This window comes from Sphingobium xenophagum (genome assembly GCF_031457465.1).
Taxonomy (GTDB): domain Bacteria; phylum Pseudomonadota; class Alphaproteobacteria; order Sphingomonadales; family Sphingomonadaceae; genus Sphingobium; species Sphingobium xenophagum_A.
Genome location: NZ_JAVDWV010000007.1, coordinates 1 through 23402 on the forward strand (window position 1 = coordinate 1; position 23402 = coordinate 23402).

The window sequence follows — 23402 nt, forward strand, 5'->3', positions numbered from 1 at the left end:
CGGACAAGGGATCAATCAAAGGCAAAATCAAACGAGCAGGGTGGAACGATGCATTCCTTCTCTCAATGCTTGGTCATATGCGATAGCCCTGCCCTACAAGGGGAGGATGCGGAACCGTGCAGGGCGGTCCATCTTAACGACTGCTGGGGTGCCACGGACTTACCGTCTAGCGCTACTGCGCCTTCGTCACCCGCCACACCACGCCGCCGACATCGTCGCTGACCAGCAGCGCGCCCTTGGCGTCGGCGGTTACGTCGACCGGACGGCCACGAGCATTGCCATCGGCATCCAGAAATCCGGTCAGCACATCGACTGGCTTGGCCTTGCCCGCTTCGCCATCGGCAAAGCCCACGAACACGACTTTGTATCCCGCAGCCGGCTTGCGGTTCCAACTGCCATGCAAGCCGACAAACGCTCCCTTGGTGTAAGGTGCGCCCAGCGTCACCTTGTCCGCGAAGGTCAGGCCCAGCGGCGCGACGTGATTGCCCAGGGCATAGTCGGGCCGCTTGGTATATTCCCGCAATTCCGGGCGCTGCGGCTGCACCCGCCGATCTTCATACCCGCCCCAATAATTCCACGGCCAGCCATAGAAGCCGCCAAATTCCACCCGCGTCAGATAGTCGGGGACGAGATCCGCGCCCAGCATATCGCGTTCGTTGACCACACCCCATAGGGCACCGCTATCCGGCTCGAAGGCGAGTCCGACGGGATTGCGCAGGCCCGATGCGAAGATGCGATAGCTGCCATCCTTGGGATCGACCTCCAGCACGGCAGCCCGGTTGGTTTCGGTATCCATGCCGTTTTCGCCGATATTGCTGTTGGAACCGACACCGACATAGATCAGTCCGTCGGGGCCAACTGTCAAGCTGCGGGTCCAGTGCATATTGGGGGCTTGCGCGGGCAGGTTCAGAATCTTGCGGCCAGCCACACTGATCTTGAGGTCGCCCGGCTTGTAGGGAAAAGCCATCAATGCGTCGGTATTGGCGACATAGAGCGTGTCATCAACGAGCGCCATGCCATAGGGCGAGTTCAGCCCGGTCAGGAACGCCGTCTTCGTTTCCGCGCGACCATCGCCATCGGCGTCGCGCAACAGGGTGATGCGGTTGGCTGACGGGTCGCCCGCGCCAGCCTTCGCCATCAGATAATTCATGACCCGCTGAACGATGCCGTCTTTGGGGCGGGGTGGGCTGTTGGTTTCAGCCACCAATATGTCGCCATTGGGTAGCTGCAACATGGAACGCGGATGCGCCAGGCCATCGGCGAAGCGCGTCACCGCCAGTCCAGCGGCCGGAACAGGTTGCTCACTGCCTGCCCACGGTTTCACCTTGGCGATGTTGATTGTCGGGATCGTTTCGCTGCGCGGTGTCGTGAAAACCGGCTCGCGCCCCATATCCGCGCCGGGCGGCAATTTGGCTTTGTCTCCCTGCGCCAGATACAGGAACGCGCCACCAGCTACAGCAATGGCGATGAGGGGTAGGGCAATGACATGCTTGTTCATGCCTACCCATCTATGTCGCCGTGCCGCGCCGGGCAAGGCGGATGGACGGGCTTATTTGCCGCGTTCGCGCAGCCAAAGCAGCAGGGCGATGAAGATACCGAGCGCCAGGCCGGACAGCAGGCCGATGCTGGGTTGTCCCATCATGCCGCCGGTGATCGCGCCGCCCAGGATCAGGAAAGCGATGATGGCGCCCGCGCCGGTGGGGTCTTTCTTGCGCTTCGTCATGCCCCGCCCTTGCCACGGCAGGGCGGCCAATACCAGCGGCTTTGATCCGCGATCCCGTCGGACTGTTTCGGGACAGGCCGTGCCAGCATGGGGCAATATGTCCCGCGATAGGACTTGGCTAACGGATCGTTCACGCTGCTAACCCGCCTCCCATGCCAAAGCGGGGAAATGGCACGGCAATTGAAGCACTTGCCCGACCAGCCTATTGCTATAATCGTCGGGGGATCATCATGCAGCTACCATATCTTTCGGATCGAAAGAGCTATGACGACGCGACCGAGCTGATGGCGATATTCGGTGCCGATGCGGGCTATGAAGCCGCCGCCCGCGCCGACCGCAGCCTGGACCTTGGCAATCACATCCATTTTTGCCACTGGCGTCAGATCGAGCGCCTGATCATCCTGCTGGCGGATGACCAGCCGGTCGGCACCATTCACTGACCGGCGACGTTAGAGGCGCAAGCCCGCTATTTCGGACAGGCCCGCCAATATGTTGAGATTCTGCACCGCCGCGCCGGCCGCGCCCTTGCCCAGATTGTCGAGCGCCGCCACCAGCCGCGCCTGACCACTGTCGGCGTTGCCGAACACGAACAGCGCCAGCCGGTCGGTCGCGCCGACATGCTCCAACTGCACTTGCCCCATCGCAGCGCTCTCCGCCAGAGAGGCAACGCTGACCAGCGGTGACCCGGCATAGGCGTCCGCCAGAGCGGCATGGACGTCTCCAAGCGACGGCGCACCCGGCATGGCGCGCAGTTGCAGCGGCACTTCCACCACCATGCCGCGATAGCCATTGGCGACGGCCGGTGCGAACAGCGGAGGATGCACCAGCCCCGAATAGCGGGTCATTTCCGGCACATGCTTGTGGCCAAGGCCAAGCCCATAGGCGCGGAATGCGGTCGGCGCGCCGTCCGCGCCCTCATATTCAGCGATCATCGCCTTGCCGCCGCCCGAATAGCCCGACGCGCCCGACACCGTCACCGGCCAGTCGGCTGGCACCAGCCCTGCGAGCGTCAGCGGGCGGACGAGTGCCAAGAAACCGGTTGGCCAGCAACCCGGATTGGCGACGAAGCGCGAGGCCGCCAGCTTCTCGCGATGGCCCGGCTCCAGTTCGGGAAAGCCATAGGTCCACCCGTCCGCCACGCGATGCGCCGTCGATGCATCGATCACCCGCGTATGATCATTGTCGATCAACGCCACGGCCTCGCGCGCGGCATCGTCGGGCAGGCACAGGATGACGATATCGGCAGCGTTCAGCGCATCGCGCCGCGCTGCCGCATCCTTGCGGTCCTTCTCGTCCAGCGTGATCAGCGACAATTCGGGGCGTCCCGCCAGCCGGTCGCCGATTTCGATACCGGTCGTGCCGACGCCGCCGTCGATGAAGATTGTGTGGCTCATGCGCCGATCCTCCGCCGTGCGATAATGGGTTGGGCATGGTCGTCGGCCAATCGCGCGACGACATCGGCCAGCGGCTCCTTGACCACCGCCATCCAATGCGCGTTGGCGTGCAGCAGCGTCTTGCCATCGGTCATGATGCCGACATGGCCCGGAAAGAAAATCAGGTCGCCCCGCCGCAACGCCGCGTCGCTTTCGATCGGCAGCCCGATGCCCTCGCATTGCAGGTCGGTGTCGCGCGGCACGGCGATGCCGCATTGGCCAAGCGCCGCCTGCACCAGCCCCGAACAGTCGATCCCGCGATGACCGCGCCCGCCCCAGACATAGGGCTGGCCGAGATAGGCTTCGGCAACCGCGACCCAATCGCTGTCCGCTTCGCTGATCGCTTTGGCATGGCGAACATGCACATAGCCTTCGGCGCAACTGACGAACGCCCCTTCGACTTCGCCGGTAAACTGCGCGCCCATCGGCCAATAGTCCAACACCTGCGCCTTGATGTCGGGCTTGCGAAACAGCGGCGCGGTGTGCGCGGTGATGCGATGCGTCACCGTTTCGGCGACGTCCAGCGCCTCGCGCCGGATATAGCCGACATAGCCGTCATGGCCGCAAAAGCCCCACGCCCAGTCGGTCATCACGTCGAGCGCATGAAATGTCTCGCCGCGCAACAATTCGGTCACGGCTTCGGCGCTGGGGGAGGGGGCCGACAGGATCGGCGTGCCCGGCATCACGCAGGTAAAGGGCACCGCGCGCGCATAATGGGCGGAAAAAAGAATGCCCGCCAGCGCCAGGTCGGCCAAGTCGCCGCGCGCGGCGTGGATACGGCGGTCAAGCGCGACCGAACGGCCATCCAGCTTGAACCGGCTTCTTTCAGGCGGTGCGTTCCGCTTTGCTGTTGTCGTGCCTATCATCGCGCGCGGTTCCTGCGATGAAATGATGAAAGGCGTCAAGGAATTCCGCCCCCTTGGGGGTCCGGGTGATGAAAATATTGCGCCGATCGGCCACATCGCGCTCGCGGCGAAGATAGCCCAGCGCCGATAATTTGTTCAGCGCGCGGGTGATGACGGGCTTCGACACATGCAGCGCTTCGGCAAGGCCACGCACCGTATGCGGCCCGGCACCGATATAGACGGTCATCATCAACGCCATCTGCCGGTTGGTGAGGTCGGGTTTGCCCGACCTTACATAATCCACCAGCGTCCGCATCCATTGGCGAAGCGGCTGAACTCCGGGGCGTTCAATGGCGGCAACCTGATCTTGTGCTGTGTGGACGTTCATGCGGGCTTAACGCACGATGCCCAATCGGGTTGCGTAACGGTCCTGCGGAATGTGACGCTTTACTTAGCGGGCTGGTAACGCTGCTGTAACAGCTTGAACGCGGCGCGCAGCCCCAGCGCCTCGCCGCCTTTGGGACGACCCGGCTTGGTCGATGGCCGCCAGGCAAAGGTGTCGAGATGCAGCCAGGGCGTTTCTTCCGGCACGAAGCGCTGCAGGAACAAAGCGGCGGTGATCGCGCCTGCAAAGCCGCCTTCGCCCGCATTATTGATATCGGCGATGTCGGACTTCAGCATGTCGGCATAACCCTCCCACAAGGGCAGCCGCCAGGTCGGATCATCCACGTCCGTTCCCGCCTGCGCCATGTCGGCGGCCAGTCGGTCGTCATTGGCGAACAGGGCGGGCAGGTCCGGTCCGACCGCGACTCGCGCTGCGCCGGTCAGCGTAGCGAAATCGACGATCAGTTCGGGTTTCTCCTCGCCCGCGCGGGCCAGCGCATCGCCCAGCACCAGCCGCCCTTCGGCATCGGTATTGCCGATCTCGACGGTCAGCCCCTTGCGGCTACGCAGCACATCACCGGGGCGGAACGCATTGCCGCTGATCGCATTTTCCGCCGCCGGGATCAGCAGGTGCAACCGCACGGGCAGCCGCGCCGCCATGATGAGCTGCGCCAGCGCCAGCGCATGCGCCGCCCCGCCCATATCCTTCTTCATCAGGCGCATGCCTGAAGACGGCTTGATGTCGAGGCCACCGCTGTCGAAGCTGATGCCCTTGCCGACGATGGCGATGCGCGGCGCGGCCGGATCGCCCCAGTTGAGTTCAATGAGGCGCGGCGCGAAGTGCCGGTCGGCGGCCCGCCCAACGGCGTGGATCATCGGATAGCCATGCGCCAGCGCGTCGCCGCGCGTTACCTCCACGGTCGCGCCAAAGGGCTTTGCGACCGCTTCCGTCGCCGCTTCCAGTTCGGCCGGGCCCATATCGGCGGCGGGCGTATTCACCAAGTCCCGCACCAGCGCGACCGCCCGCGCCAGATCGACCGCGGGATCAATCCGCGCAACGTCGCTGGTCAGCAATTGGCGCGGTCCCACCGGAACATCCTCGCGGCGATAACGGTCGAACCGATGCTGCCCCAGCATCCATCCCAGCATCGCCGCACCGGGTGATCCTTCCGCCAGGCGATAGCGCCCTTCGGGCAACGTCTCAGCCAGGCGCGCCAGGCACCAGGGGCCAAGCGCCGCCTTGTCCGCCACCCCGGCAACGACCATCCAGTCGCCGTCCCGCTCGCCCGGCAGGATCGCCGTCTCATTTGGCTTGGCCCGGAATTTCTGCGCCGCCAGCAGCGCGCGACGCTGTTCCGGGCGGCTCGCCAGCCAAGTGTCCAGCGCCTTGGCCTCGACCAGATGGATCGGATGGGCGGGCTGGCCCGTGTCGGCTTTGATCATGTCGGCAAAATCGGTCATGGCAGGCATGTAAGGGAAAGCGTCGAGCCAAGGGAAGGCGTAATTTATTCGTCGCCCCTGCCGCACGGTCGGCCCTTTCTTCCTTTGCACTATCGCGCGCGCGCGCCTAGTTTCGAAGCCATAACCACAGCCAAGGAGAGTGACGATGCTTCATGCAGACGATCGTGGCCTACAGGCCCTTCGCGCGCGCGCCTACACGCTCGCGGAAACAGGACATTTCGAAAATATCCGCGCAGTCGAACAGGCGCTGATCGCCGAGGGCTGGCCCAATGCCGCCCAGGCGCTCGACAGCGAATATGCCCGCAAGGCGGTCGGCGAACGCTGCCGCATGGCGCAGGCGCATTGATGCGGCGGGCGCACGCACCAAGCGGCCTGATCGCGGTGTTGCTGGTTGCAGCCTGCGCCCCGTCGTCCGACGCCCCCGTCGGCAATGCTGCCGAGAATGAAGCGGCCGCCCGCTATGCCGATCGCATGGCGGGCACGCCGCCCCCCGCGCCGCCGTCCAAGCCCTTTGCGGTGAAGGAAACGGCGGGTGGCCTCGAATTCGCCTATGCCTATCCCGCGGAGGCCGCCGCCGTCCCCGCACTGGTCGACAAGTTCGCGCGTGACATGGCTGCGACCAAGGCCGACGCACTGAAAATGGCGAAGGAAGACAGCGCAGCCGCAAAAGGGTCCGGCTATCCCTTCCGCCCGCACAGCCTGGAAACACAATGGAGCGTCGCGGCCGACACGCCCCGCTTCCTCGCGCTCCAATCGCAAACCTATGTCTATACCGGCGGCGCGCATGGGATGACCGGCTATGATGCGGTACTGTGGGACAAGGCGCGCAAACAGGAAAGCAGTGTCAAGGCGCTGATGACCTCACCCGCGGCCTTCTCCACCGCGATCCGCGACCGCTTCTGCGCCATACTCGACCAGCAACGCGCCGAAAAACGCGGCGCGCCCGTCGTGCGCGGCGATGATGACTTCACCCAATGTATCGACCCGATGGAACAGGTGCTGGTGCCGACATCGAAGGACGGCAAGCTGATCGACGGCCTGACCGTGGTGGTCGGCCCCTATAGCGCCGGTCCCTATGCCGAGGGCAGCTATGAGGTCGGGTTGTCGGTGGACGCGGCGATGCGGAATGCGATCAAGCCGGACTATCGGGATGCGTTCGTGGCGGTAAAATAGCCCCGTCATCCCAGCGAAAGCTGGGATCTCTCTATCTTCCTTCTACCACCACAGAAGAAGCGAGATCCCGGCTTTCGCCGGGATGACGAGCGTTCATGATCTAAACCGGCACGCCATAAAGATCATGCTCGTCGGCATCCTCGATCAGCACGTCGAAAATATCGCCAGCCTTCCGCCCTTCGCCGACATCGCGCAAAAACACATTGCCGTCGATTTCTGGCGCATCCGCCTGTGACCGGGCAGTCGCGCCGATGGAGCCATCCTCCTCGTCCGGCTCGCCGACTTCATCGACGATCACCGGCAGCACGCGCCCGACCTTGGCCGCGAGCTTGGCGGCGCTGATCGCGGCGGTCTTTTCCATGATCCGCTGATAGCGTTCTTCCTTGACCGCCTCCGGCACCGCGCCGGGCAGGGCGTTGGCCGCAGCCCCCTCGACCGGTTCGAAGCGAAACGCGCCGACGCGGTCGAGTTGCGCTTCGTCCAGCCAATCGAGCAGATATTGGAAGTCGGCTTCCGTCTCGCCGGGAAAGCCCACGACGAAGCTCGACCGGATCGTGATGTCGGGGCAGATGGCGCGCCATTTATGAATGCGGTCCAGCACCTTGGCTTCATTGGCCGGGCGCTTCATGGCTTTCAGCACCGACGGCGATGCGTGTTGGAACGGAATGTCGAGATAGGGCGTCAGCAGCCCCTGCGCCATCAACGGAATGACCTGATCGACATGGGGGTAGGGATAGACATAGTGCAGCCGCACCCAGGGGGCTTTACCGTCCGCGTCCCGCAATTGCCCCAGTTCGCGCGCCATGTCTGTCATGTGCGCGCGCACCTCGCGGCCCTTCCACTGGCGCGGCTCATGCCGGGTGTCGACACCATAGGCCGATGTGTCCTGGCTGATGACCAGCAATTCCTTGGTCCCCGCCGACACCAATTTTTCCGCCTCGCGCAGCACCGCGTCGATGCGCCGCGATACCAGGTCGCCCCGGATCGAGGGGATGATGCAGAAGGAGCAGCGATGGTTGCAGCCTTCGGAAATCTTCAAATAGCTGTAATGGCGCGGCGTCAGTTTGAGGCCACCTTCGGGCACCAGGTCGACAAAGGCGTTGGGGATCGGGGGCGATGCGTCATGCACCGCATTGACGACCTGCTCATATTGATGCGCCCCGGTGACGGCCAGCACCTGCGGGAATTTCGCGCGGATCAACTCCGCCTCGTCGCCCATGCAGCCGGTGACGATGACGCGGCCATTTTCGGCCATCGCCTCGCCGATCGCCTCCAGCGATTCTTCCTTCGCCGAATCGAGAAAGCCGCAGGTGTTGACCAGCACAACGTCGGCCCCGGCATAATCCGCAGACATCTGGTAGCCGTCCGATCGCAGCTTGGTGAGGATGCGTTCGGAGTCCACCAGGTTTTTCGGACAGCCGAGCGAAACCATGCCGATCTTCGGCGCGTCAGGAAATTTGGTTGCCATGATTGCCGCGCACATAGGGATTTTCGCGCCCAATGTCACGCGCTGCGGTCAGCCCGCGGGTTTACGCGATGCGCGGGCCATTGCCTTCCGCAATCTCGATGATGACATCGCCGCTCTGAAGGCTCTTCGCCTCCGGCTCCCAGAAGCCGACCGGCCGATCGTCGCGATAGATGCGCACACCAAGCCCGGTGGTGATCGCCGCCAGCGGCTGGCCGATTTCCTCCGGCAAAACCGCTCGTTCATTCAGCTTCACGCGCCCGCCAGACGCGGCAAGATCCGCCATATAATCGGCAATATGCTGGCCGCCAGTGCTGCCCGCCAGCAGGAGGCCGGCAAAGCTCACCGGATTGATTACCGTCGTCGCGCCGGCCTGACGCGCGGGCAACTCATTATCCTCGTTACGCACCACGATGCTGATTGGCAGGCGCGGGGCCAGGTGCCGCGCGGTCAGCGTGATCAGGATGGAGGTATCGTCGCGCCCGGCCGACACGATCATGCTGCGCGCCCGGTGGATCGCCACATCCTTCAATGTCCGGTCACGGGTCGAATCGCCGCACAGGACGTTGCAGCCGCGCGACTCGGCCAACTCCAGCGCTTTTTCGCTGCCATCGATCACCACGATCTCGCGCGGGTCGGTGCCGCGCGCCAACAGCTCATGCACTGCTTCCTGTCCGCTGGTGCCGAAACCCGTGACGATGATATGATTGTGCAGATCGGCCTGAATACGCGCCATACGCCACCTATGAAGGATGTTGCGGAGAAAAAGACTATAGGCCGTGCCAAGAAAGATCAGCCAGACGAACAGTCGGATCGGCGTGACGAACAGCGCTTCGAACAGGCGCGCTTCCGGCGTGACCGGCACGATATCGCCATAGCCCACCGTGGTCACGGTGACCGTTGTGAAATAGAGCACATCGATGAAGCTGATGTGATCGTCGAGATTATCCTTGAGCCCGTCCCGCCCGACCCAGTGCAACAGCAACACCAGCGCGATCAGCCCGAATACGAGCCCCACGCGCCAACTCAGGTCCACCCACATCGGCATAGACGATCGGCGCCGCAGGAAACCGGCCGTGCTGTTCGTTGAAAATGGCTTGTCTATCCTCATGGCGTCGGCAACTGGGTGACGGGGTTCACCGGCACCCGGTCTTTGCGCAGTTCGAAATGCAGCTTGGGCTGGCTGGCATAGCCGGTGTCGCCGGTCAGGCCGATCACCTGGCCCCGCGTCACCTTCTGCCCGCGCACCACATCGACGCGGCTGGCATGCCCATAGGCGCTGACCCAGCCGCTACCATGGTTGATCAGCACCAGCCCGCCGAACACAGCCACCTGGTCCCCGGCATAGGCGACCACGCCATCGGCACTGGCCTTGATCGGGGTGCCTTCGGGTACGCCGATGTCGATGCCGTTATTTTTCGCACCACTCGCGCCGGGACCAAAGCGCGAGACGATGGTGCCCTTGACCGGCCAGGCGAACCGGCCGGTCAGGCGGCTCGGCTGGGCGATCGGCACATTGCTCGGCAGCGGGCGGGGCGCGGCGGACGCTACCGCCACCGGCGCATTCTCGGCCGCCGCAGGCTGCCCCCCGGTCAGCACGTCGTCAATGTCGATGCGAAACGCAGCGGCGCGCTGTTCCAGGTCGGGCGCACGCACCGGCGTATTGCCGGGCAGCAGCAGGCGGCGTCCGCGCCGCAGCGTATAGGGCTCCTCCAACCCGTTGACCGCGACGATCTGGCGCCATGGCACGCCATAGGCAGCCGCGATCGCGATCCCCGTCTCGCCCTCAGCTACCAGATGATAGCGGCCGCCGGGAATGGACAAGGCCTGTCCCGCGCGCAGGGCGAAGGGCGGCGTCAGCCCATTGACGCGCGCGATCATTTCCGACCCCGCGCCGGTGCGGTTGCCGATGCCGCGTAGCGTATCGCCGGGCTGCACGACATAGCGCGATGCCGTGACCGTCTGCGCATTGGCGACCACCTGCTGCGCGGTCCATACCGGTTCGGGTTCGACCAGTTCCACTGTGGAGGCATCGGCGTCCAGTCGCGGCGGCGGCGTGTCGCCACCCGTGCGGGTGCTTTCGGTCGGGATGCAGCCGCTCAGCAGCAAGAGGACAAAAGGTAAGCGCGCGCGAGACATCGACGCCTGTCTATCGCAATAGTGCGAACTTGCCACCCCCTGCGCTGTCAGGCGGAAAAGGCAGCCGCCGTCACCGCCATGGCGCTGTCCTGCGTCAGGTCATAATGCAGCGGCGTGACCGTGATATAGCCCTCCGCGATCGCCGCCAGGTCGCTGCCTTCGGGCACCGCATCGCTGCTGCCCAGCGAGAACCAGAAGTAGCGATAGCCGCGCGGGTCGGTGCCTTCGACGATCTTGGTGCGATCAACATCGTGGAAGCCCTGCCGCACCACGCGGATGCCTTTGATCGCGTCGGGGTCTATCGCCGGGAAATTGACGTTGAACAACATGCGCGGGGTCACGGGCAGCGCGATCAGCGGGCGCAGCACCTTCTCGCCCCAGGCCTGCGCCGCGGCGAACGGCACATCGTCGCCCATCCCCGCCCGCGCATAGACCTGGCTCAGCGCGATGGACCGTATGCCCGAAATCGTCCCCTCCATCGCGGCGGCGACCGTGCCCGAATAGGTCACATCCTCGGCCAGATTAGCGCCGCGATTGACGCCGGAGAGGATGAGGTCCGGCTTGGCATCCTTCATCAAATGCCCCACCGCCATCATCACCGCGTCGGTCGGGGTGCCGGTGACGCTATAATGGCGCTCGCCATGTTGGCGGATGCGCAGCGGTCGGGTCAGCGTCAGGCTATGCCCGGCCCCCGACTGCTCCTCGCTCGGCGCGACGATCCAGATATCGTCGGACAATGTCCGCGCAATCGCCTCCAACACCTTGAGGCCGGGCGCATGCACGCCATCGTCATTGGTCAGCAGGATACGCATCAAAAACACTCCGTTCGGGCTGAGCTTGTCGAAGCCTTCTGCTGAGCGAAGCGAAGCCAGCCTCGCTTGCGCTCGGCAAAGCCCTTCGACTTCGCTCAGGGCGAACGGCTAGGACTTCGGCTCCAACACCGTCACCCCACCCATATAAGGCACCAACACCTCCGGCACGATCACGCTGCCATCGGCCTGCTGATAATTTTCCAGCACCGCGACCAGCGTCCGCCCGACCGCCAGCCCCGATCCGTTCAGCGTATGCAGGAAGCGCGTCTGCTTCTCCCCCTCCGGCCTGTAGCGCGCGTTCATGCGCCGCGCCTGGAAGTCGCCGCAGTTGGAGACGGAACTGATCTCGCGATAGGTCTGCTGGCTCGGTAGCCACACCTCCAGATCCCATGTCTTGCGCGCGCCAAAGCCCATGTCGCCGGTGCAGAGCAGCATCTTGCGATAGGGCAGGGCAAGCGCCTGCAATATCCCTTCCGCCGCCGCGCACATACGCGCATGCTCGGCTTGCGACTCGTCGGGCGCGCAGATGGTGACCAGTTCGACCTTCTCGAACTGATGCTGGCGGATAAACCCGCGCGTATCGCGCCCCGCCGACCCGGCTTCGGACCGGAAACAGGGGGTCAGCGCGGTCAGCCGCACCGGCAGTTCGGCCAGCGGCACGATCTGGTCGGCGACCAGATTGGTGAGCGACACTTCGGCAGTCGGGATCAGCCAGCGGCCATCCGTGGTGCGGAACAGGTCTTCGGCGAATTTCGGCAATTGCCCGGTGCCAAACAGCGCTTCATCCCGCACCAGCAATGGCGGGTTGGTTTCCTCATAGCCGTTCACACCGGTCTGCGTGTCGAGCATGAACTGCGCCAGCGCCCGGTGCAGCCGCGCCATCTGCCCGCGCAGCGCGGTGAAGCGCGCGCCGGACAGTTTCGCACCGCCCTCGAAATCTAGCCCTAGCGCCGGGCCGAAATCGGCATGGTCCTGCGGCGCAAAGTCAAAGGCGCGCGGCGTGCCCCAGCGACTTACCTCGACATTGGCGTCCTCATCCGCCCCCTCCGGCACATCGTCGGCGGGCAGGTTGGGGATTGCCGCCAGTCTGTCTTGTAATGTTTCGCTGTGAGTCTGCTCATCTACCTCAAGCCACATCATATCTTCTTTGAGCTTGGCCACTTCGGCTTTCAGCGCCTCGGCCTTGTCCTTATCGCCAGCCGCCATGGCCTGGCCGATCAGCTTGCTCGCCTCGTTGCGGCGGGCTTGCCCGACCTGCAACTGGGTCTTGATCGCCCGGCTCTGCTCGTCGAGCGCCAAGATTTCGGCGGACAGGGGCGCCAGCCCGCGCCGGGCAAGGCCAGCGTCGAAAGCGGCGGGATTTTCGCGGATGAAACGGATGTCGTGCATGGCCAGTCCTATGCCGCCCTGCGATCGGCCACGCAACCCTGCGCGCTGTCATCCGTTACAGGTCTATCCCCTGAAAAAGAGAGAAGGAAAAGGCGATGCAAATAGATCCAGGCGCACTTGTGCTGGTAGCCGATGGCCGCAAGATGTTGTTTTTCCGTAACAAGGGTGATGCCGCCATCCCCAATCTGGAAACGGAACAAGTCGAAAAGCAGGATAACCCCGCCGATCGCGACCAGGGCACCGACATGCCCGGCCGCGCCTTCAATTCGGTTGGCGGTCATCGCAGCGCCATGTCGGAAACCAATTTCCACGATCTGGAGGAAGACCGGTTCGCCGCGCAGGCCGCCGACATCCTCAAGCATCGCGCCTTTGCCAACGACTATGAAAAGCTGATCATCGTCGCACCGCCCGGCACGCTGGGCGAAATGCGCAAACATTATCACAAGGAAGTGCAGGACCGCTTGGCCGGCGAGATTGCCAAGGATCTGGTCAACCATCCGATCGCCGACATCGAAAAGATCATCGCCGACAATTGATCCCGCGCTGACAAAGCACAAACGAAAAGGGCGGCCTCCGATACCGGAAGCCGCCCTTTCTTTATGACCTATGTTGAAAGCGTCAGGCGGCAGCCTGCGCCTTGCGATCGGCAAAGCGGCGACGGGCGACCAGCGCCACGGCGGCCGCGCCGAACAGCAGCACCATCGGCGGGGCGGGGACATCGGTGCCGCCCGTGCTGCTCGAACCGCCGCTGGACGAGGAACTGCTCGACGACGCGCTGCTCGATGAGGTCGAGGACGACGTGCTGCCGGTGCTGCCGAAGCTGGACGAGCCACCTGACGACGAGGATGAACTGCCCGACGAGGAGCTGCTCGAAGACCCGCTGCTGCCACTGCTGCCGCCCGTCGAACCGGGATGATCCGGCTTGTCGGGCTTGCCGCCGCTCGATCCACCCGAACTGCTGGAGGAGGAGCTGGACGAAGAGGACGACGAGCTGGAACTGGACGAGGACGAGCTGCTGCTGACGCCCGACGATGTCGAGACGTTGCCGCTCGATGTGGACACATTGCCGCTGGATGTCGAAACGCCCCCGGTCGAGGTCGAAACGCCCCCGGTCGATGTGGACACGCCGCCTGTGGAGGTCGAAACGCCGCCGGTGGACGTGGACACGCCGCCGGTCGTCGAACTGGTCGAGCTGCTGATGCCGCCGGTCGAGCTGCTGGTCGAGGAGATCACGACCGAACCCCCGCCGCTGCCGCCACCGCCGCCACCGAAGAAGCCGCCCATGAAGCCGCCGCCGCCAAATCCGCCGCCGCCGCCCATGACGATCGGCACGGCACCGCCGCCGCCCGACATCATCGGCATTTCCGCCGGTGCCATCGGGATGGGAGCGGGAAGGGGGATGGGCGCCTGCTGGCTGGTGACGGTCACCGTCTGGGGCGCGCAGGTCATGGCGGTCTTCACCACCTTGCGCTTCACCGTCCGCACGGCATAGCGCTTCTTGGGTGCAGCCTTGGTGCTTTTGGAGCTATGGACCACTGCCGGGCGCGCGCTTTCGGCCACATGGACGGCACCGCCGCCAATGATCGCGCCGCCGCAGGTGCAGGCGCATAATTTAGCCAATGCCATCCGTACCGACATAGGTTCCACTCTTCTTTTATGTTACCTTGCCGCCCGCTACCGGCAAATCCGGAAAACAGGCTGGCGGGTATTCCCTATCCGCATCAACGCAAAATAAAGCGTTAACTGCAACGGCGTTAACCCTCAATAGCAGCCGCCTGTCGAGCGGTAATCCATATTTTTACGAAGTGATATGGTTAACGTCCCACTATGGAACGGCGTTTGGGGGATGGGTAAAGAGGGAGCAGGCAACGCCCTGCGTCCGCCTCTGCGCAAAAATCCGCTCTCCCGCATGCGAGTCTCTGGAATGGCCGCTTGTGTCGCTGCCAGCCGATGGCTATGAGCGCCCCCAATGCATTATCACGGGCGACCGGTCGTTGAAACGCCGGGGCCTTGCGAGTCGGAGAGCCACATGGCATCGGTCCTAAATTCCGATAAAGACGGTGAAAAACCGCCCAAATCGACTGTAACGCTTCCCGCCGACTATCGTCCTTCGCCTGACGAAGAGTTTATGAATCCGCTGCAGCTGGAATATTTCCGCCAGCGGCTGTGGAGCTGGAAGAAGCAGATTTTGGCTGATTCCGAAGGGACGCTCGCCGTTCTGCAGAACGAACCGCTCCGCGAACCCGACCTCAACGACCGCGCATCGAGCGAGACCGACTGGTCGATCGAATTGCGCACGCGCGATCGCCAGCGCAAGCTTATTTCGAAGATCGAAGCGGCGCTCCGCCGGATCGACGATGGCGAATATGGTTACTGCGAAGTCACGGGCGAACCGATCTCGCTGGGCCGCCTGGAAGCCCGGCCGATCGCCACGATGACGGTCGAAGCGCAGGAACGGCATGAACGCCACGAAAAGATTTCCCGCGACGATTAACGGTTTTTCCATCCCTCGCGCGTAAATCATTGCCATTCTACTGAAATTTTACGCGCAGGTTGGATGATGGACGAAGACCGGAATATCGCTGATCGGGGACCGGCACGCACCGCGCCGCGCGACAGCCTGTTCCTGCTCACCAGCTTTGCCACGCCCGAAGGCGCGCCGCTGGGCAAGGCCCGCATCCGCAATCTCTCCGCCACTGGCCTGATGGCCGATTGCGAGCGTGCGATACCCGCAGATGCCAGGGTCGAATTTGAATTGCGCGGCGTTGGCAAGGTCAGCGGCGTGGTCGCCTGGTCGCGCGACGACAAGATCGGCATCGCCTTCGATGCGCCGATCGACCCGCAACTCGCGCGCAAGCCGGTATCGACCGGTTCCTCGCAACAGCAGATGCCCGACTATCTGCGCACCAACCCGCTGCTGCGCCGTTGAAGTCCACGCGCCCCACGGCGCGCCTCCCAATCGCATAAAATAGCCCCGATCATCCTCAAGGATGCGGGGCTTTTTGCTTCATGGGGTCTGTGGCCTGGGGTGAGGTCGGATCGGCAGTCGGACGCTGCCGGATCCTGACCTCCTCCCTGGCGAAGATGCGGCTTAATGCTTGGCCGACATCTCCTCCTTCAGCCGCAATTTCTGCTTTTTGAGCGAAGCCACCAACGTGGCGTCGGGCATGGGCCGACTCGTTTCGGCCTTGATTCGGGCATCAAGGCCGGCATGCTTTGCCGAAAGAGCGGAAATATGGCTGTTCTCCATGACATTCTCCTTACGAGGGGTGATGGACGTAGAAGTAAATCATGATTCGCGTGGCTTGTCTCGCGTCGATTCGGGCTTTGCGATGGTCGCGCGAAAATTTGCGATGGCCCGCATGGGCTCGCCCCGCTATCAGTCCACCATCTGCCACGTTTTGGATGCAAGGGAGCGCCGTGAGCCGGGAAGACATCATGCGCCGACTGGAACTGTTGCGGGTGGAGCATCGCGATCTCGACACGGCCATCGCCGCGCTGGTCGATAGCGGCGGCGGCGACCAGATGCAGATCGCCCGGCTGAAAAAGCGCAAGCTGCGGCTGCGCGACGAAATCGCCCAACTGGAAGACGAACTGGTGCCCGACATCATCGCCTGACCCGGCAAATCTGGTTAGCGCTGCGCTAACCGATCATAAATGGGACAGGATGCTGATCCTGACGCAAGGTCGGGCCTGACAAGGTTGCAGATTCATGTCAGTGATCGCCAATGCCCAGCACAATTTCTCTTGATCGCGGTCTGCATCGTGGCCTCGTGGACGGGCTCTATCTTGAGGCCATGCTGATGGCTGACGAGGCTCGATCCTATTTTGATGGCAGCGACGTACGGGGAGAGGGTATGGATGACCCACTCCGCCGCGTTGCCTTTGCCTGCGAATCGCTCAAGGTCACTACCCGGTTGATGCACATTATTGCTTGGCTACTTAGCCAGCGTGCCTGGCAACGCGGTGAGATAGGCGATACTGATCTGTGCGATGATAAATATCGGCTGGGTCGGGCCAGTGAAAGCGATCCGCTGCTCATTGCCAGCTTTCCCTTCGCTGCTCGCGCGCTGATAGAGGCGAGTCATGATCTTTACGACCGGGTAGCACGGTTGCAGGATCGTCTGGATCGCATGGTCGGCCCTTCTGCCATGTCGGAAAACAATCCTGCGCGGGCCTTGCTGGATCGCCTTCACACGGCATTTTGAGACCGGCGTTCCGCTATTACGACTTCCGGCTAAACGTCAAATCGCGACGAAACCCTGATTGATCGACGTTATGCCACTGGCGTTGGTACCAGCATTTGGTCTAGACCAGCGTCATGACCCATGGTTTGCGGACCCGATGCCGCTTTGTTGGCCGCCCGCAAGCCGCCCGGCTCTTCCTTGTGCCACTGTTGCTCGCGGCTCCGTGCGTCGCGAGAGCACAGGACGCGCAACAGTCGAGTTCAGCCCCTGAAGACGCGATGGCGGAAATCGATACGCAACTCGACGCGATGCCCGACATAGGGCTGGACTGGCCAGACTTGGGTCAGGCCGATACGGTCGTGCCGCTGACGGATGATGACGCAGACGTGGAAACCGCCACGTCGGACATGCCAATGCCAGTCGTCACGCCGGACTCCGAGGCTGACGAAGGTGTTGCTACCTTTGCCGACATTGGCGCGGAACGCCGCTACACGGTGGCATTGAATGGTCTCGACACCATTGCCGACGCCCAGTTCAAACTGCGGTTCGATGAATTGTCAGCTCTGCGCCAAGGAGAGAATAAGGCAGCGAACCTCGCCCAGATTAATCGTCGTATCAAGGAAGATAGTGATCTTCTCGACCGGCTGCTGCGTGCAAAAGGCTATTATGCTGCGCGTATTCGGGGTGCGGTATCCGCGCCGCCTGCGGGGAGCGACCGCCTCGCGGTGCGCTTCACGATCATACCGGGGACGCAATATCTGCTCGCTTCTGTGGATGTCGCGGGCATGGCCGAAACCGGCTCACGCGAACCCGCACTGCGGGCCGCCTTCTCTCCGAAAGTCGGCGACCCGGTGGACGCGGACCAAATCCTTGAAGGCCGCGACGCACTTGCCACGGCTCTATTGGAAAGCGGCTACCCCTTCGCCAAGGTGGACGAACCTGAAGTGCGGATCGACCATGAGGAACGGCAGGGCGACCTCGACCTCATCGTCACGCCCGGCGGCTATCGCACCTTCGGCGCGATCCGCCTGAGCAATGCGGAATTGTTCAGCGCCCGCCATGTCCAGAATATCGCCCGCTTCGATCCGGGCGATCCCTATATGGCCTCCGATGTGGAGGATCTGCGCCGCGCCATCGTCGCGACCGGCCTTGTGTCATCGGTGACGTTGAAGCCGACCGATGCGGGCGATGGCGAGCATGTCGATCTGGCGATCGACGTCCGCCCCGCACCGTTGCGCACCATCGCAGGCGAACTGGGCTATGGCACGGGCGAAGGCTATCGCGCCGAAGTCAGCTGGCAGCATCGCAATTTCTTCCCGCCCGAAGGCGCGGTGACGGTGCGCGGGGTCGTCGGCACGCAGGAACAGACCGCCTCCTTCACCTATCGCCGCAATAATTTCCGCCGCCGCGACAATGTGCTGACCGGCCTGCTGTCGGTCAGCAACATCCGGCGCGAAGCCTTTGATGCGCGGACCATCACGCTCTCTGGGGCACTGGAGCGGACCACCAACATCCTGTTCCAAAAGGACTGGGTCTGGCGCGTCGGCGCGGAACTGATCGCATCGGACGAAGCCGATGCCTTTTCCGGCGGTTCACGCCGCACCTTCCTCATCGGCGCGGTGCCGCTCAGTCTCACCTATGACGGCAGCGACGACCTGCTCAACCCGACCAAAGGCTTCCGCCTCGGCGGCCGGATCAGCCCCGAACTCTCCTTTCAAAACGAAACCTTCGGCTATGCCAAGGTGCAGCTCGACGGCAGCCTCTATCAGCCGATGGGCGAAAAGCTGGTGGTCGCCGCGCGCGCCCGCTTTGGCAGTATCCTTGGCTCGACCGTCGAACAGATCGCGCCATCGCGCCGTTTCTACGCGGGCGGCGGCGCATCGGTGCGCGGCTATGGCTATCAGGCGATCGGCCCGCGCTTCGGCGAGGATGACAATCCCGTGGGCGGCAAGAGCCTCGCGGAATTTTCGCTGGAGGCGCGGGTGCGCTTCGGCAATTTCGGCGTCGTGCCGTTCATCGACGCGGGTAATATTTCGACGAGCTTCTTGCCGCGCTTCCGCGACCTGCGCATCGGTACCGGCCTTGGCCTGCGCTATTACAGCAATTTCGGCCCGATCCGCGTCGATGTCGGCACGCCGATCAATCCGCAATCGGGCGATCCCAAGATTGCCGTCTATGTCTCGCTCGGTCAGGCCTTCTGATGACGGACGAAGACCCCACCCCCATCCCCATCACCGCCGCGCCGATCCGCCGCCGCGCCTGGGACGGGCGCTGGCAACGCTGGGTCGCGGGGCTGCTCGCGGCGCTGCTGCTGATCGTGGCGGGATCGCTCGCCTGGCTCGATACCGGGTCGGGGCATCGCTTCCTCGTGTCGCGCATCGCGACCATCAAGTCCCAGTCAGGCCTGCAGATCAGCGTCGGCCGGATCGACGGCAGCATCTATCGCAAGGCAGTGCTGCATGACCTGGTCCTGTCCGACCCCAATGGCCGCTTCTTCGATGCGCCCAGGGTCGAACTGGAATGGTGGCCCTTCGCCTGGCTGTCCAACCGGCTCGACATCGACCGGCTGGTGATCCCGCGCGCGACCCTGCACAAATTGCCGAAACTCAACCCGACCCAGCGGCAGGGACCGATCCTGCCCGGCTTCGATATTCGCCTGATGCAATTTTCGGTCGGCCAGTTGGCGATCGCGCCCGGCGTCACGGGCCGCGCCCAGATCGCGACGATCGCGGGCGACGCCGATATTCGCGGCGGCCGCGCGATCATCGACATTGCGGCGCGCACCCTCGATGGCCGCGACGCGCTCAGCATCGCGCTCGACAGCCGCCCCGACGATGATCGCTTCCGCCTCGACGTCACCGTCAACGCGCCCAAGGGCGGCGTGCTGGCGACGATGGCAGGCCTCACACAGGATGGCAATCTGCGTATCGGTGGCAAGGGCAGCTGGACTCAGTGGGACGGTCGCCTGTCCGCCACGCTGGACGCTGCCCCCGCCGCCGATTTCGTCCTCGCTGCGCGCAGCGGCGCCTATTCGGCGCGCGGCACGGTCGAGGGGTCGGCCATCGCCGGGGGCAGCCTGATCCAGCGCCTCTCATCCCCCCGCCTGACCGTGCGCGCCAATGGCACCCTGGTCGACCGGGTGATCGACGGCACGGCATCGCTCCGCTCCGCCGCGATCGACCTCAGCGCTGACGGCGCGATCGACCTGCGCAACAATGCGCTCGACAATATGCGGCTCGACCTCACACTTGCCCGCCCCGAAGCCTTGCTCAAGACGATGCGCGGGCGCGATGTCGTTGCCAAGATCCGCCTCGATGGCCCGTTGTCGCAGCTTGGCTATGAATATCTCCTCACCGCGCGCGAACTGACGTTCGACAAGGCCCGCATCAGCGACGTGCGCGCCGAGGGCAGGGGCCGCACGGTCGGGTCGGGCCCGACCTTGATCCCGCTGCGCCTGCGCGCGCGCCGCCTGGACGGGCAGGGCGATCTGGTCGAAGGCATCGTGCGCAATTTCGCGCTCGACGGCGTGCTGCAACTCAACGGGCAGCAGATCGTCAGCAACCCGATGGACCTGCGCTCCGACAAGCTGCGCGGCAAGCTGACCGTCCTCGCCAATCTCAAGACAGGCCGTTATGACATGGGCCTGGATGGTCAGATCGTCGGCCTCGCGATCCGCGGCTTCGGGGTGGTCGATGTCACCTCCAAATTGCGCGCCATGCCGCGCGCCGATGGCGGCTTTGGCCTCAGTGGCAGTGCGGCGGCGCGGGTGCGGCGGCTGGACAATGATTTCCTGCGCACATTGGGCGGCGGGCTGCCCACGGCACGCAGCGACCTGACGCTGCGCCCGGATGGCACGCTGGCGCTGACCAATATGCGCCTCACCTCGCCGCTGCTGACGCTTGCGGGCAATGGCGTGCGCTTCCGCGACGGCACGCTGCATCTGGAGGGCCAGGGGCAGCATGATCAATATGGCCCGCTCACTCTGACGCTCGACGGCAATATCGAACGGCCGACGATCGACCTGATGCTCGCCCGGCCGATGGATGCGCTCGGCCTGCGCGATGTCCACGCCCACCTCATCCCCGACGCCAATGGCTATAGCTATACGGCGGAGGGCGGATCGACGCTCGGACCCTTCACCGGGCGCGGCGTCATCCTGCTGCCCCAGGGCGGGCAGGCGGTGGTGCGCGTCGCCAATCTCGCCGTGTCGGGCGTCACCGCCAGCGGCGACATCCGCCCGGTCACCGGCGGGCTCGATGGCCAATTGGCTGTCAGCGGTCCCGTCACCGGCTATGTCGGCTTCAAGCCGGTGGGCGACATCCAGCAGGTCCAGCTCAAACTGACCGCCAATGATGCGAGTTTCGAAGGGCCGACGATCATCACCGTCCGGCGCGGCACGCTCGACGCGACGATCCTGCTCGATCCGTCGGGCACCACGCTCAAGGCGACGGCGCAGGCGCGCGGGCTGCGCGTCGGCGGCGCGCTGCTGGGCCGTTTCGCCGCCAATGCCGATCTGGTCGATGGGCGCGGCACGATCCGCGGCAGCCTGTCGGGCCAGCGCGGCCGCCTGTTCGACTTGCAGGGGGAGGCGCAGGTCGATGCCGACCGCATCCGCGTCACCGCTGGCGGCACCATCGACAAGCGCCCGATCCGGCTGACCCGCGCGGCGTTGCTGACCCGCACCGACGATGGCTGGCGCCTATCGCCCGCGACGATCAGCTATGCGGGCGGGTCGCTGCAATTGTCGGGCGAACTGGGCGCGACCGCCAACCATATCGAAGCGCGCATGGACAAGCTGCCGCTCGGCCTGCTCGACATTGCCTATGACAATCTGGGGCTGGGCGGCATCGCTACCGGCTCGCTAAGCTATGCGCAACCGCGCGGCGGCCTGCCCACCGGCACGGCGGAACTGCGCCTGCGTGGCCTGTCACGCTCCGGCCTGTCGCTCAGCTCGCGCCCGGTCGATGTCGGCGTCAACGCGGCGCTGGGGGCGGATCGTCTTGCGACCCGCATGGTGTTCGTCGCCGATGGCAAGACGATCGGCCGGGGCCAAGCGCTGCTTACCCCGCTTGGCCGCACCGGCAATCTGGTCGAACGGCTGAACGCCGCACCCCTGTTCGCGCAGCTACGCTATAGCGGCGCGGCCGATACGCTGTGGCGGCTGACCGGGATGGAGATTGTCGACATGGGCGGGCCGGTCAACGTCTCCGCCGACATGCGCGGGACGCTGGGCGATCCCCGCATCACCGGCACCTTCGCCACCGACAATAGCACGATCAACAGCCCGGTTACGGGCATGCGGCTGGCCAAGGTCAAGGCGCGCGGCCGCTTCTCCGGCGCGCAACTCGTCATTTCCAGCTTCGCCGCTGCGTCGCAAAATGGCGGATCGGTCAGCGGCACCGGCCGCTTCACCTTCAACGGCATAGCGGGCGTCGACATGGACCTGGCGATGCAGGCGGACAATGCCGCGCTGCTGGAACGCGATGACATTGCCGCGACCATGACTGGCCCCATCACCCTGCGATCCGATGGCACGGGCGGGACGATCGGCGGCGATGTCATCCTCAACAAAAGCCGCTTCACGCTGGGCCGCGCCGCCGCCGTCGCCGCCATCCCCGAATTGCGCGTCGTTGAAATCAACCGGCGCGGCGAGGAAATCGAAACGGTCCGCACCACCGTCCCCTGGGCGTTGGCGATCAAGGCGCGCGCACGCAACCGCCTGACCGTCACGGGCCTCGGCCTCGACAGCGAATGGCGCGCGGACCTGGACCTGGGCGGCACCGTCACCAACCCGGCGATCGCCGGGCGCGCCGAGCTGGTGCGCGGCAATTATGAATTTGCCGGCCGCCGCTTCGAACTGCGCGAAGGCCGCATCCAGTTCGATGGCAAAACGCCGACCAACCCGACGCTCGACATCGACGCCGTTGCCGATGTCAGCGACCTGACCGCCACCATCCATGTCGGCGGCACCGGCCTCAAACCCGACATCACCTTCAACAGCGTCCCCGCTTTGCCGCAGGACGAACTGCTCTCGCGCATCCTGTTCGGTACGTCGATCACCAACCTGTCCGCGCCCGAAGCGCTGCAACTCGCTTCGGCTGTCGGCTCGCTCCAGGGCGGCGGCGGGCTTGATCCGATCAACGCCGTGCGCAAGGCGGCGGGGCTGGACCGACTGCGCATCATCGCCGCAGATCCGACCCAGGGGCAGGGGACGTCGATCGCCGCGGGCAAATATCTCACCCGCAAAACCTATGTCGAGTTGATCACCGACGGGCAGGGCTATAGCGCCACCCGCATCGAATATCAGGTCACCCGCTGGCTGTCGCTGCTCGGCGCCATCTCGACGCTCGGCCGCCAGAGCGCCAACGTCCGCGTGTCGCGGGATTATTAA

25 protein-coding genes are annotated in these 23402 nt (G+C 64.5%); 13 read left to right on the top strand and 12 right to left on the bottom strand.

Translation table 11 applies throughout. From position 1 onward, the window contains the following. Positions 1-172: 172 nt before the first annotated feature. Together J2W40_RS08345 and J2W40_RS08350 are read right to left on the bottom strand one after the other, a co-directional pair. Positions 173-1498, bottom strand: coding sequence for a PQQ-dependent sugar dehydrogenase (locus tag J2W40_RS08345; protein WP_310223549.1), 1326 nt, complete (start codon positions 1496-1498; stop codon positions 173-175). Positions 1499-1549: 51 nt separating this feature from the next. Then, positions 1550-1723, bottom strand: a complete 174-nt coding sequence (locus tag J2W40_RS08350; RefSeq protein WP_310223551.1) for a hypothetical protein — start codon at positions 1721-1723, stop codon at positions 1550-1552. A 230-nt stretch (positions 1724-1953) separates the two neighbouring features. Here J2W40_RS08350 and J2W40_RS08355 point away from each other — a divergent pair, with 230 nt between their 5' ends. Then, positions 1954-2163 carry a hypothetical protein gene (locus J2W40_RS08355; RefSeq protein ID WP_310223553.1) on the top strand — a complete coding sequence of 70 codons (210 nt, stop codon included), beginning with the start codon at positions 1954-1956 and terminating at the stop codon, positions 2161-2163. Between the two features lie 9 nt (positions 2164-2172). On the opposite strand, the gene argC is transcribed toward J2W40_RS08355, so the two are convergent. From argC to J2W40_RS08375, 4 genes are read right to left on the bottom strand one after another with little or no spacing between them, the layout of a single operon-like run. Then, positions 2173-3117 (bottom strand): N-acetyl-gamma-glutamyl-phosphate reductase, encoded by a 945-nt coding sequence (gene argC / locus J2W40_RS08360; RefSeq protein ID WP_310223555.1) that lies wholly within the window; start codon positions 3115-3117, stop codon positions 2173-2175. Further along, on the bottom strand, positions 3114-4022 hold the full coding sequence (locus J2W40_RS08365; RefSeq protein ID WP_310223557.1) for a C40 family peptidase: 909 nt from the start codon (positions 4020-4022) through the stop codon (positions 3114-3116). The genes argC and J2W40_RS08365 overlap by 4 nt, the downstream gene beginning before the upstream one ends. Then, on the bottom strand, positions 3982-4389 hold the full coding sequence (locus J2W40_RS08370) for a MarR family transcriptional regulator (protein ID WP_069064834.1): 408 nt from the start codon (positions 4387-4389) through the stop codon (positions 3982-3984). The genes J2W40_RS08365 and J2W40_RS08370 overlap by 41 nt, the downstream gene beginning before the upstream one ends. 59 nt (positions 4390-4448) lie before the next feature. Further along, a complete protein-coding gene (locus J2W40_RS08375) occupies positions 4449-5846 on the bottom strand; it encodes a leucyl aminopeptidase family protein (RefSeq protein WP_310223560.1) in 1398 nt (465 codons plus the stop codon). 145 nt (positions 5847-5991) lie between these two features. Here J2W40_RS08375 and J2W40_RS08380 point away from each other — a divergent pair, with 145 nt between their 5' ends. Together J2W40_RS08380 and J2W40_RS08385 are read left to right on the top strand one after the other, a co-directional pair. Beyond that, positions 5992-6192, top strand: coding sequence for a hypothetical protein (locus tag J2W40_RS08380; RefSeq protein WP_069064833.1), 201 nt, complete (start codon positions 5992-5994; stop codon positions 6190-6192). After that, positions 6192-7019: a DUF4163 domain-containing protein gene (locus J2W40_RS08385; protein ID WP_310223563.1), complete on the top strand. Its 828-nt coding sequence runs from the start codon at positions 6192-6194 to the stop codon at positions 7017-7019. Before J2W40_RS08380 ends, J2W40_RS08385 begins: the two co-directional genes overlap by 1 nt. A gap of 100 nt (positions 7020-7119) precedes the next feature. Here J2W40_RS08385 and rimO read toward each other — a convergent pair whose 3' ends face one another. The 5 genes from rimO to serS all read right to left on the bottom strand — a co-directional run bounded on the left by rimO (position 7120) and on the right by serS (position 12824). Continuing rightward, positions 7120-8502 (bottom strand): 30S ribosomal protein S12 methylthiotransferase RimO, encoded by a 1383-nt coding sequence (gene rimO, locus J2W40_RS08390; RefSeq protein ID WP_310223565.1) that lies wholly within the window; start codon positions 8500-8502, stop codon positions 7120-7122. Between the two features lie 46 nt (positions 8503-8548). Beyond that, positions 8549-9526, bottom strand: a complete 978-nt coding sequence (locus J2W40_RS08395) for a potassium channel family protein (RefSeq protein ID WP_409050359.1) — start codon at positions 9524-9526, stop codon at positions 8549-8551. Between the two features lie 65 nt (positions 9527-9591). Then, positions 9592-10623 carry a peptidoglycan DD-metalloendopeptidase family protein gene (locus J2W40_RS08400; protein WP_310223569.1) on the bottom strand — a complete coding sequence of 344 codons (1032 nt, stop codon included), beginning with the start codon at positions 10621-10623 and terminating at the stop codon, positions 9592-9594. A gap of 47 nt (positions 10624-10670) precedes the next feature. Continuing rightward, positions 10671-11435, bottom strand: a complete 765-nt coding sequence (gene surE / locus J2W40_RS08405) for a 5'/3'-nucleotidase SurE (protein WP_310223572.1) — start codon at positions 11433-11435, stop codon at positions 10671-10673. A gap of 108 nt (positions 11436-11543) precedes the next feature. Further along, on the bottom strand, positions 11544-12824 hold the full coding sequence (gene serS / locus J2W40_RS08410) for a serine--tRNA ligase (protein ID WP_310223574.1): 1281 nt from the start codon (positions 12822-12824) through the stop codon (positions 11544-11546). A 95-nt stretch (positions 12825-12919) separates the two neighbouring features. Between serS and J2W40_RS08415 the strand changes: the two genes are divergently transcribed. The 6 genes from J2W40_RS08415 (at position 12920) to J2W40_RS08440 (ending at position 15753) form a co-directional block, all read left to right on the top strand. Next, on the top strand, positions 12920-13360 hold the full coding sequence (locus J2W40_RS08415; protein WP_310223576.1) for a host attachment family protein: 441 nt from the start codon (positions 12920-12922) through the stop codon (positions 13358-13360). Positions 13361-13554: 194 nt separating this feature from the next. Continuing rightward, positions 13555-13740 (top strand): hypothetical protein, encoded by a 186-nt coding sequence (locus J2W40_RS08420; RefSeq protein ID WP_310223578.1) that lies wholly within the window; start codon positions 13555-13557, stop codon positions 13738-13740. 6 nt (positions 13741-13746) lie between these two features. After that, the gene (locus J2W40_RS08425; protein ID WP_310223581.1) at positions 13747-14316 is read left to right on the top strand and encodes a hypothetical protein; all 570 of its coding nucleotides are present in this window, start codon (positions 13747-13749) and stop codon (positions 14314-14316) included. An 87-nt stretch (positions 14317-14403) separates the two neighbouring features. Continuing rightward, positions 14404-14559: a hypothetical protein gene (locus J2W40_RS08430; RefSeq protein ID WP_310223583.1), complete on the top strand. Its 156-nt coding sequence runs from the start codon at positions 14404-14406 to the stop codon at positions 14557-14559. 294 nt (positions 14560-14853) lie between these two features. Continuing rightward, positions 14854-15318, top strand: a complete 465-nt coding sequence (dksA, locus tag J2W40_RS08435; protein WP_069064824.1) for an RNA polymerase-binding protein DksA — start codon at positions 14854-14856, stop codon at positions 15316-15318. A 66-nt stretch (positions 15319-15384) separates the two neighbouring features. Continuing rightward, complete coding sequence (locus tag J2W40_RS08440) at positions 15385-15753, top strand: PilZ domain-containing protein (RefSeq protein ID WP_310223928.1); 369 nt, start codon at positions 15385-15387, stop codon at positions 15751-15753. Positions 15754-15915: 162 nt separating this feature from the next. Here J2W40_RS08440 and J2W40_RS08445 read toward each other — a convergent pair whose 3' ends face one another. Next, positions 15916-16074 (bottom strand): YdcH family protein, encoded by a 159-nt coding sequence (locus tag J2W40_RS08445; RefSeq protein ID WP_069064823.1) that lies wholly within the window; start codon positions 16072-16074, stop codon positions 15916-15918. Positions 16075-16262: 188 nt separating this feature from the next. On the opposite strand from J2W40_RS08445, the gene J2W40_RS08450 reads away from it, so the two are divergent. The 4 genes from J2W40_RS08450 (at position 16263) to J2W40_RS08465 (ending at position 23402) form a co-directional block, all read left to right on the top strand. Then, the gene (locus J2W40_RS08450; protein ID WP_043151224.1) at positions 16263-16442 is read left to right on the top strand and encodes a YdcH family protein; all 180 of its coding nucleotides are present in this window, start codon (positions 16263-16265) and stop codon (positions 16440-16442) included. Between the two features lie 110 nt (positions 16443-16552). After that, positions 16553-17032 carry a DUF1465 family protein gene (locus J2W40_RS08455; RefSeq protein ID WP_310223586.1) on the top strand — a complete coding sequence of 160 codons (480 nt, stop codon included), beginning with the start codon at positions 16553-16555 and terminating at the stop codon, positions 17030-17032. Between the two features lie 188 nt (positions 17033-17220). Next, positions 17221-19212, top strand: coding sequence for a BamA/TamA family outer membrane protein (locus tag J2W40_RS08460; RefSeq protein WP_476470234.1), 1992 nt, complete (start codon positions 17221-17223; stop codon positions 19210-19212). Continuing rightward, positions 19212-23402, top strand: coding sequence for a translocation/assembly module TamB domain-containing protein (locus J2W40_RS08465; protein ID WP_310223590.1), 4191 nt, complete (start codon positions 19212-19214; stop codon positions 23400-23402). Before J2W40_RS08460 ends, J2W40_RS08465 begins: the two co-directional genes overlap by 1 nt.

Excerpts from the sequence above, each read along its gene's own strand:
- J2W40_RS08375 (WP_310223560.1), bottom strand. The coding sequence starts at position 5,846 with ATGACCGATTTTGCCGACATGATCAAAGCCGACACGGGCCAGCCCGCC.
- J2W40_RS08395 (WP_409050359.1), bottom strand. The coding sequence starts at position 9,526 with ATGTGGGTGGACCTGAGTTGGCGCGTGGGGCTCGTATTCGGGCTGATC.
- dksA (WP_069064824.1), top strand. The coding sequence starts at position 14,854 with ATGGCATCGGTCCTAAATTCCGATAAAGACGGTGAAAAACCGCCCAAA.
- J2W40_RS08445 (WP_069064823.1), bottom strand. The coding sequence starts at position 16,074 with ATGGAGAACAGCCATATTTCCGCTCTTTCGGCAAAGCATGCCGGCCTT.
- J2W40_RS08440 (WP_310223928.1), top strand. The coding sequence starts at position 15,385 with ATGGACGAAGACCGGAATATCGCTGATCGGGGACCGGCACGCACCGCG.
- J2W40_RS08415 (WP_310223576.1), top strand. The coding sequence starts at position 12,920 with ATGCAAATAGATCCAGGCGCACTTGTGCTGGTAGCCGATGGCCGCAAG.
- J2W40_RS08370 (WP_069064834.1), bottom strand. The coding sequence starts at position 4,389 with ATGAACGTCCACACAGCACAAGATCAGGTTGCCGCCATTGAACGCCCC.
- J2W40_RS08450 (WP_043151224.1), top strand. The coding sequence starts at position 16,263 with ATGCGCCGACTGGAACTGTTGCGGGTGGAGCATCGCGATCTCGACACG.
- serS (WP_310223574.1), bottom strand. The coding sequence starts at position 12,824 with ATGCACGACATCCGTTTCATCCGCGAAAATCCCGCCGCTTTCGACGCT.
- rimO (WP_310223565.1), bottom strand. The coding sequence starts at position 8,502 with ATGTGCGCGGCAATCATGGCAACCAAATTTCCTGACGCGCCGAAGATC.
- J2W40_RS08385 (WP_310223563.1), top strand. The coding sequence starts at position 6,192 with ATGCGGCGGGCGCACGCACCAAGCGGCCTGATCGCGGTGTTGCTGGTT.
- J2W40_RS08430 (WP_310223583.1), top strand. The coding sequence starts at position 14,404 with ATGATCGCGCCGCCGCAGGTGCAGGCGCATAATTTAGCCAATGCCATC.
- argC (WP_310223555.1), bottom strand. The coding sequence starts at position 3,117 with ATGAGCCACACAATCTTCATCGACGGCGGCGTCGGCACGACCGGTATC.
- J2W40_RS08365 (WP_310223557.1), bottom strand. The coding sequence starts at position 4,022 with ATGATAGGCACGACAACAGCAAAGCGGAACGCACCGCCTGAAAGAAGC.
- J2W40_RS08355 (WP_310223553.1), top strand. The coding sequence starts at position 1,954 with ATGCAGCTACCATATCTTTCGGATCGAAAGAGCTATGACGACGCGACC.
- J2W40_RS08350 (WP_310223551.1), bottom strand. The coding sequence starts at position 1,723 with ATGACGAAGCGCAAGAAAGACCCCACCGGCGCGGGCGCCATCATCGCT.
- surE (WP_310223572.1), bottom strand. The coding sequence starts at position 11,435 with ATGCGTATCCTGCTGACCAATGACGATGGCGTGCATGCGCCCGGCCTC.
- J2W40_RS08380 (WP_069064833.1), top strand. The coding sequence starts at position 5,992 with ATGCTTCATGCAGACGATCGTGGCCTACAGGCCCTTCGCGCGCGCGCC.
- J2W40_RS08465 (WP_310223590.1), top strand. The coding sequence starts at position 19,212 with ATGACGGACGAAGACCCCACCCCCATCCCCATCACCGCCGCGCCGATC.
- J2W40_RS08345 (WP_310223549.1), bottom strand. The coding sequence starts at position 1,498 with ATGAACAAGCATGTCATTGCCCTACCCCTCATCGCCATTGCTGTAGCT.
- J2W40_RS08400 (WP_310223569.1), bottom strand. The coding sequence starts at position 10,623 with ATGTCTCGCGCGCGCTTACCTTTTGTCCTCTTGCTGCTGAGCGGCTGC.
- J2W40_RS08455 (WP_310223586.1), top strand. The coding sequence starts at position 16,553 with ATGCCCAGCACAATTTCTCTTGATCGCGGTCTGCATCGTGGCCTCGTG.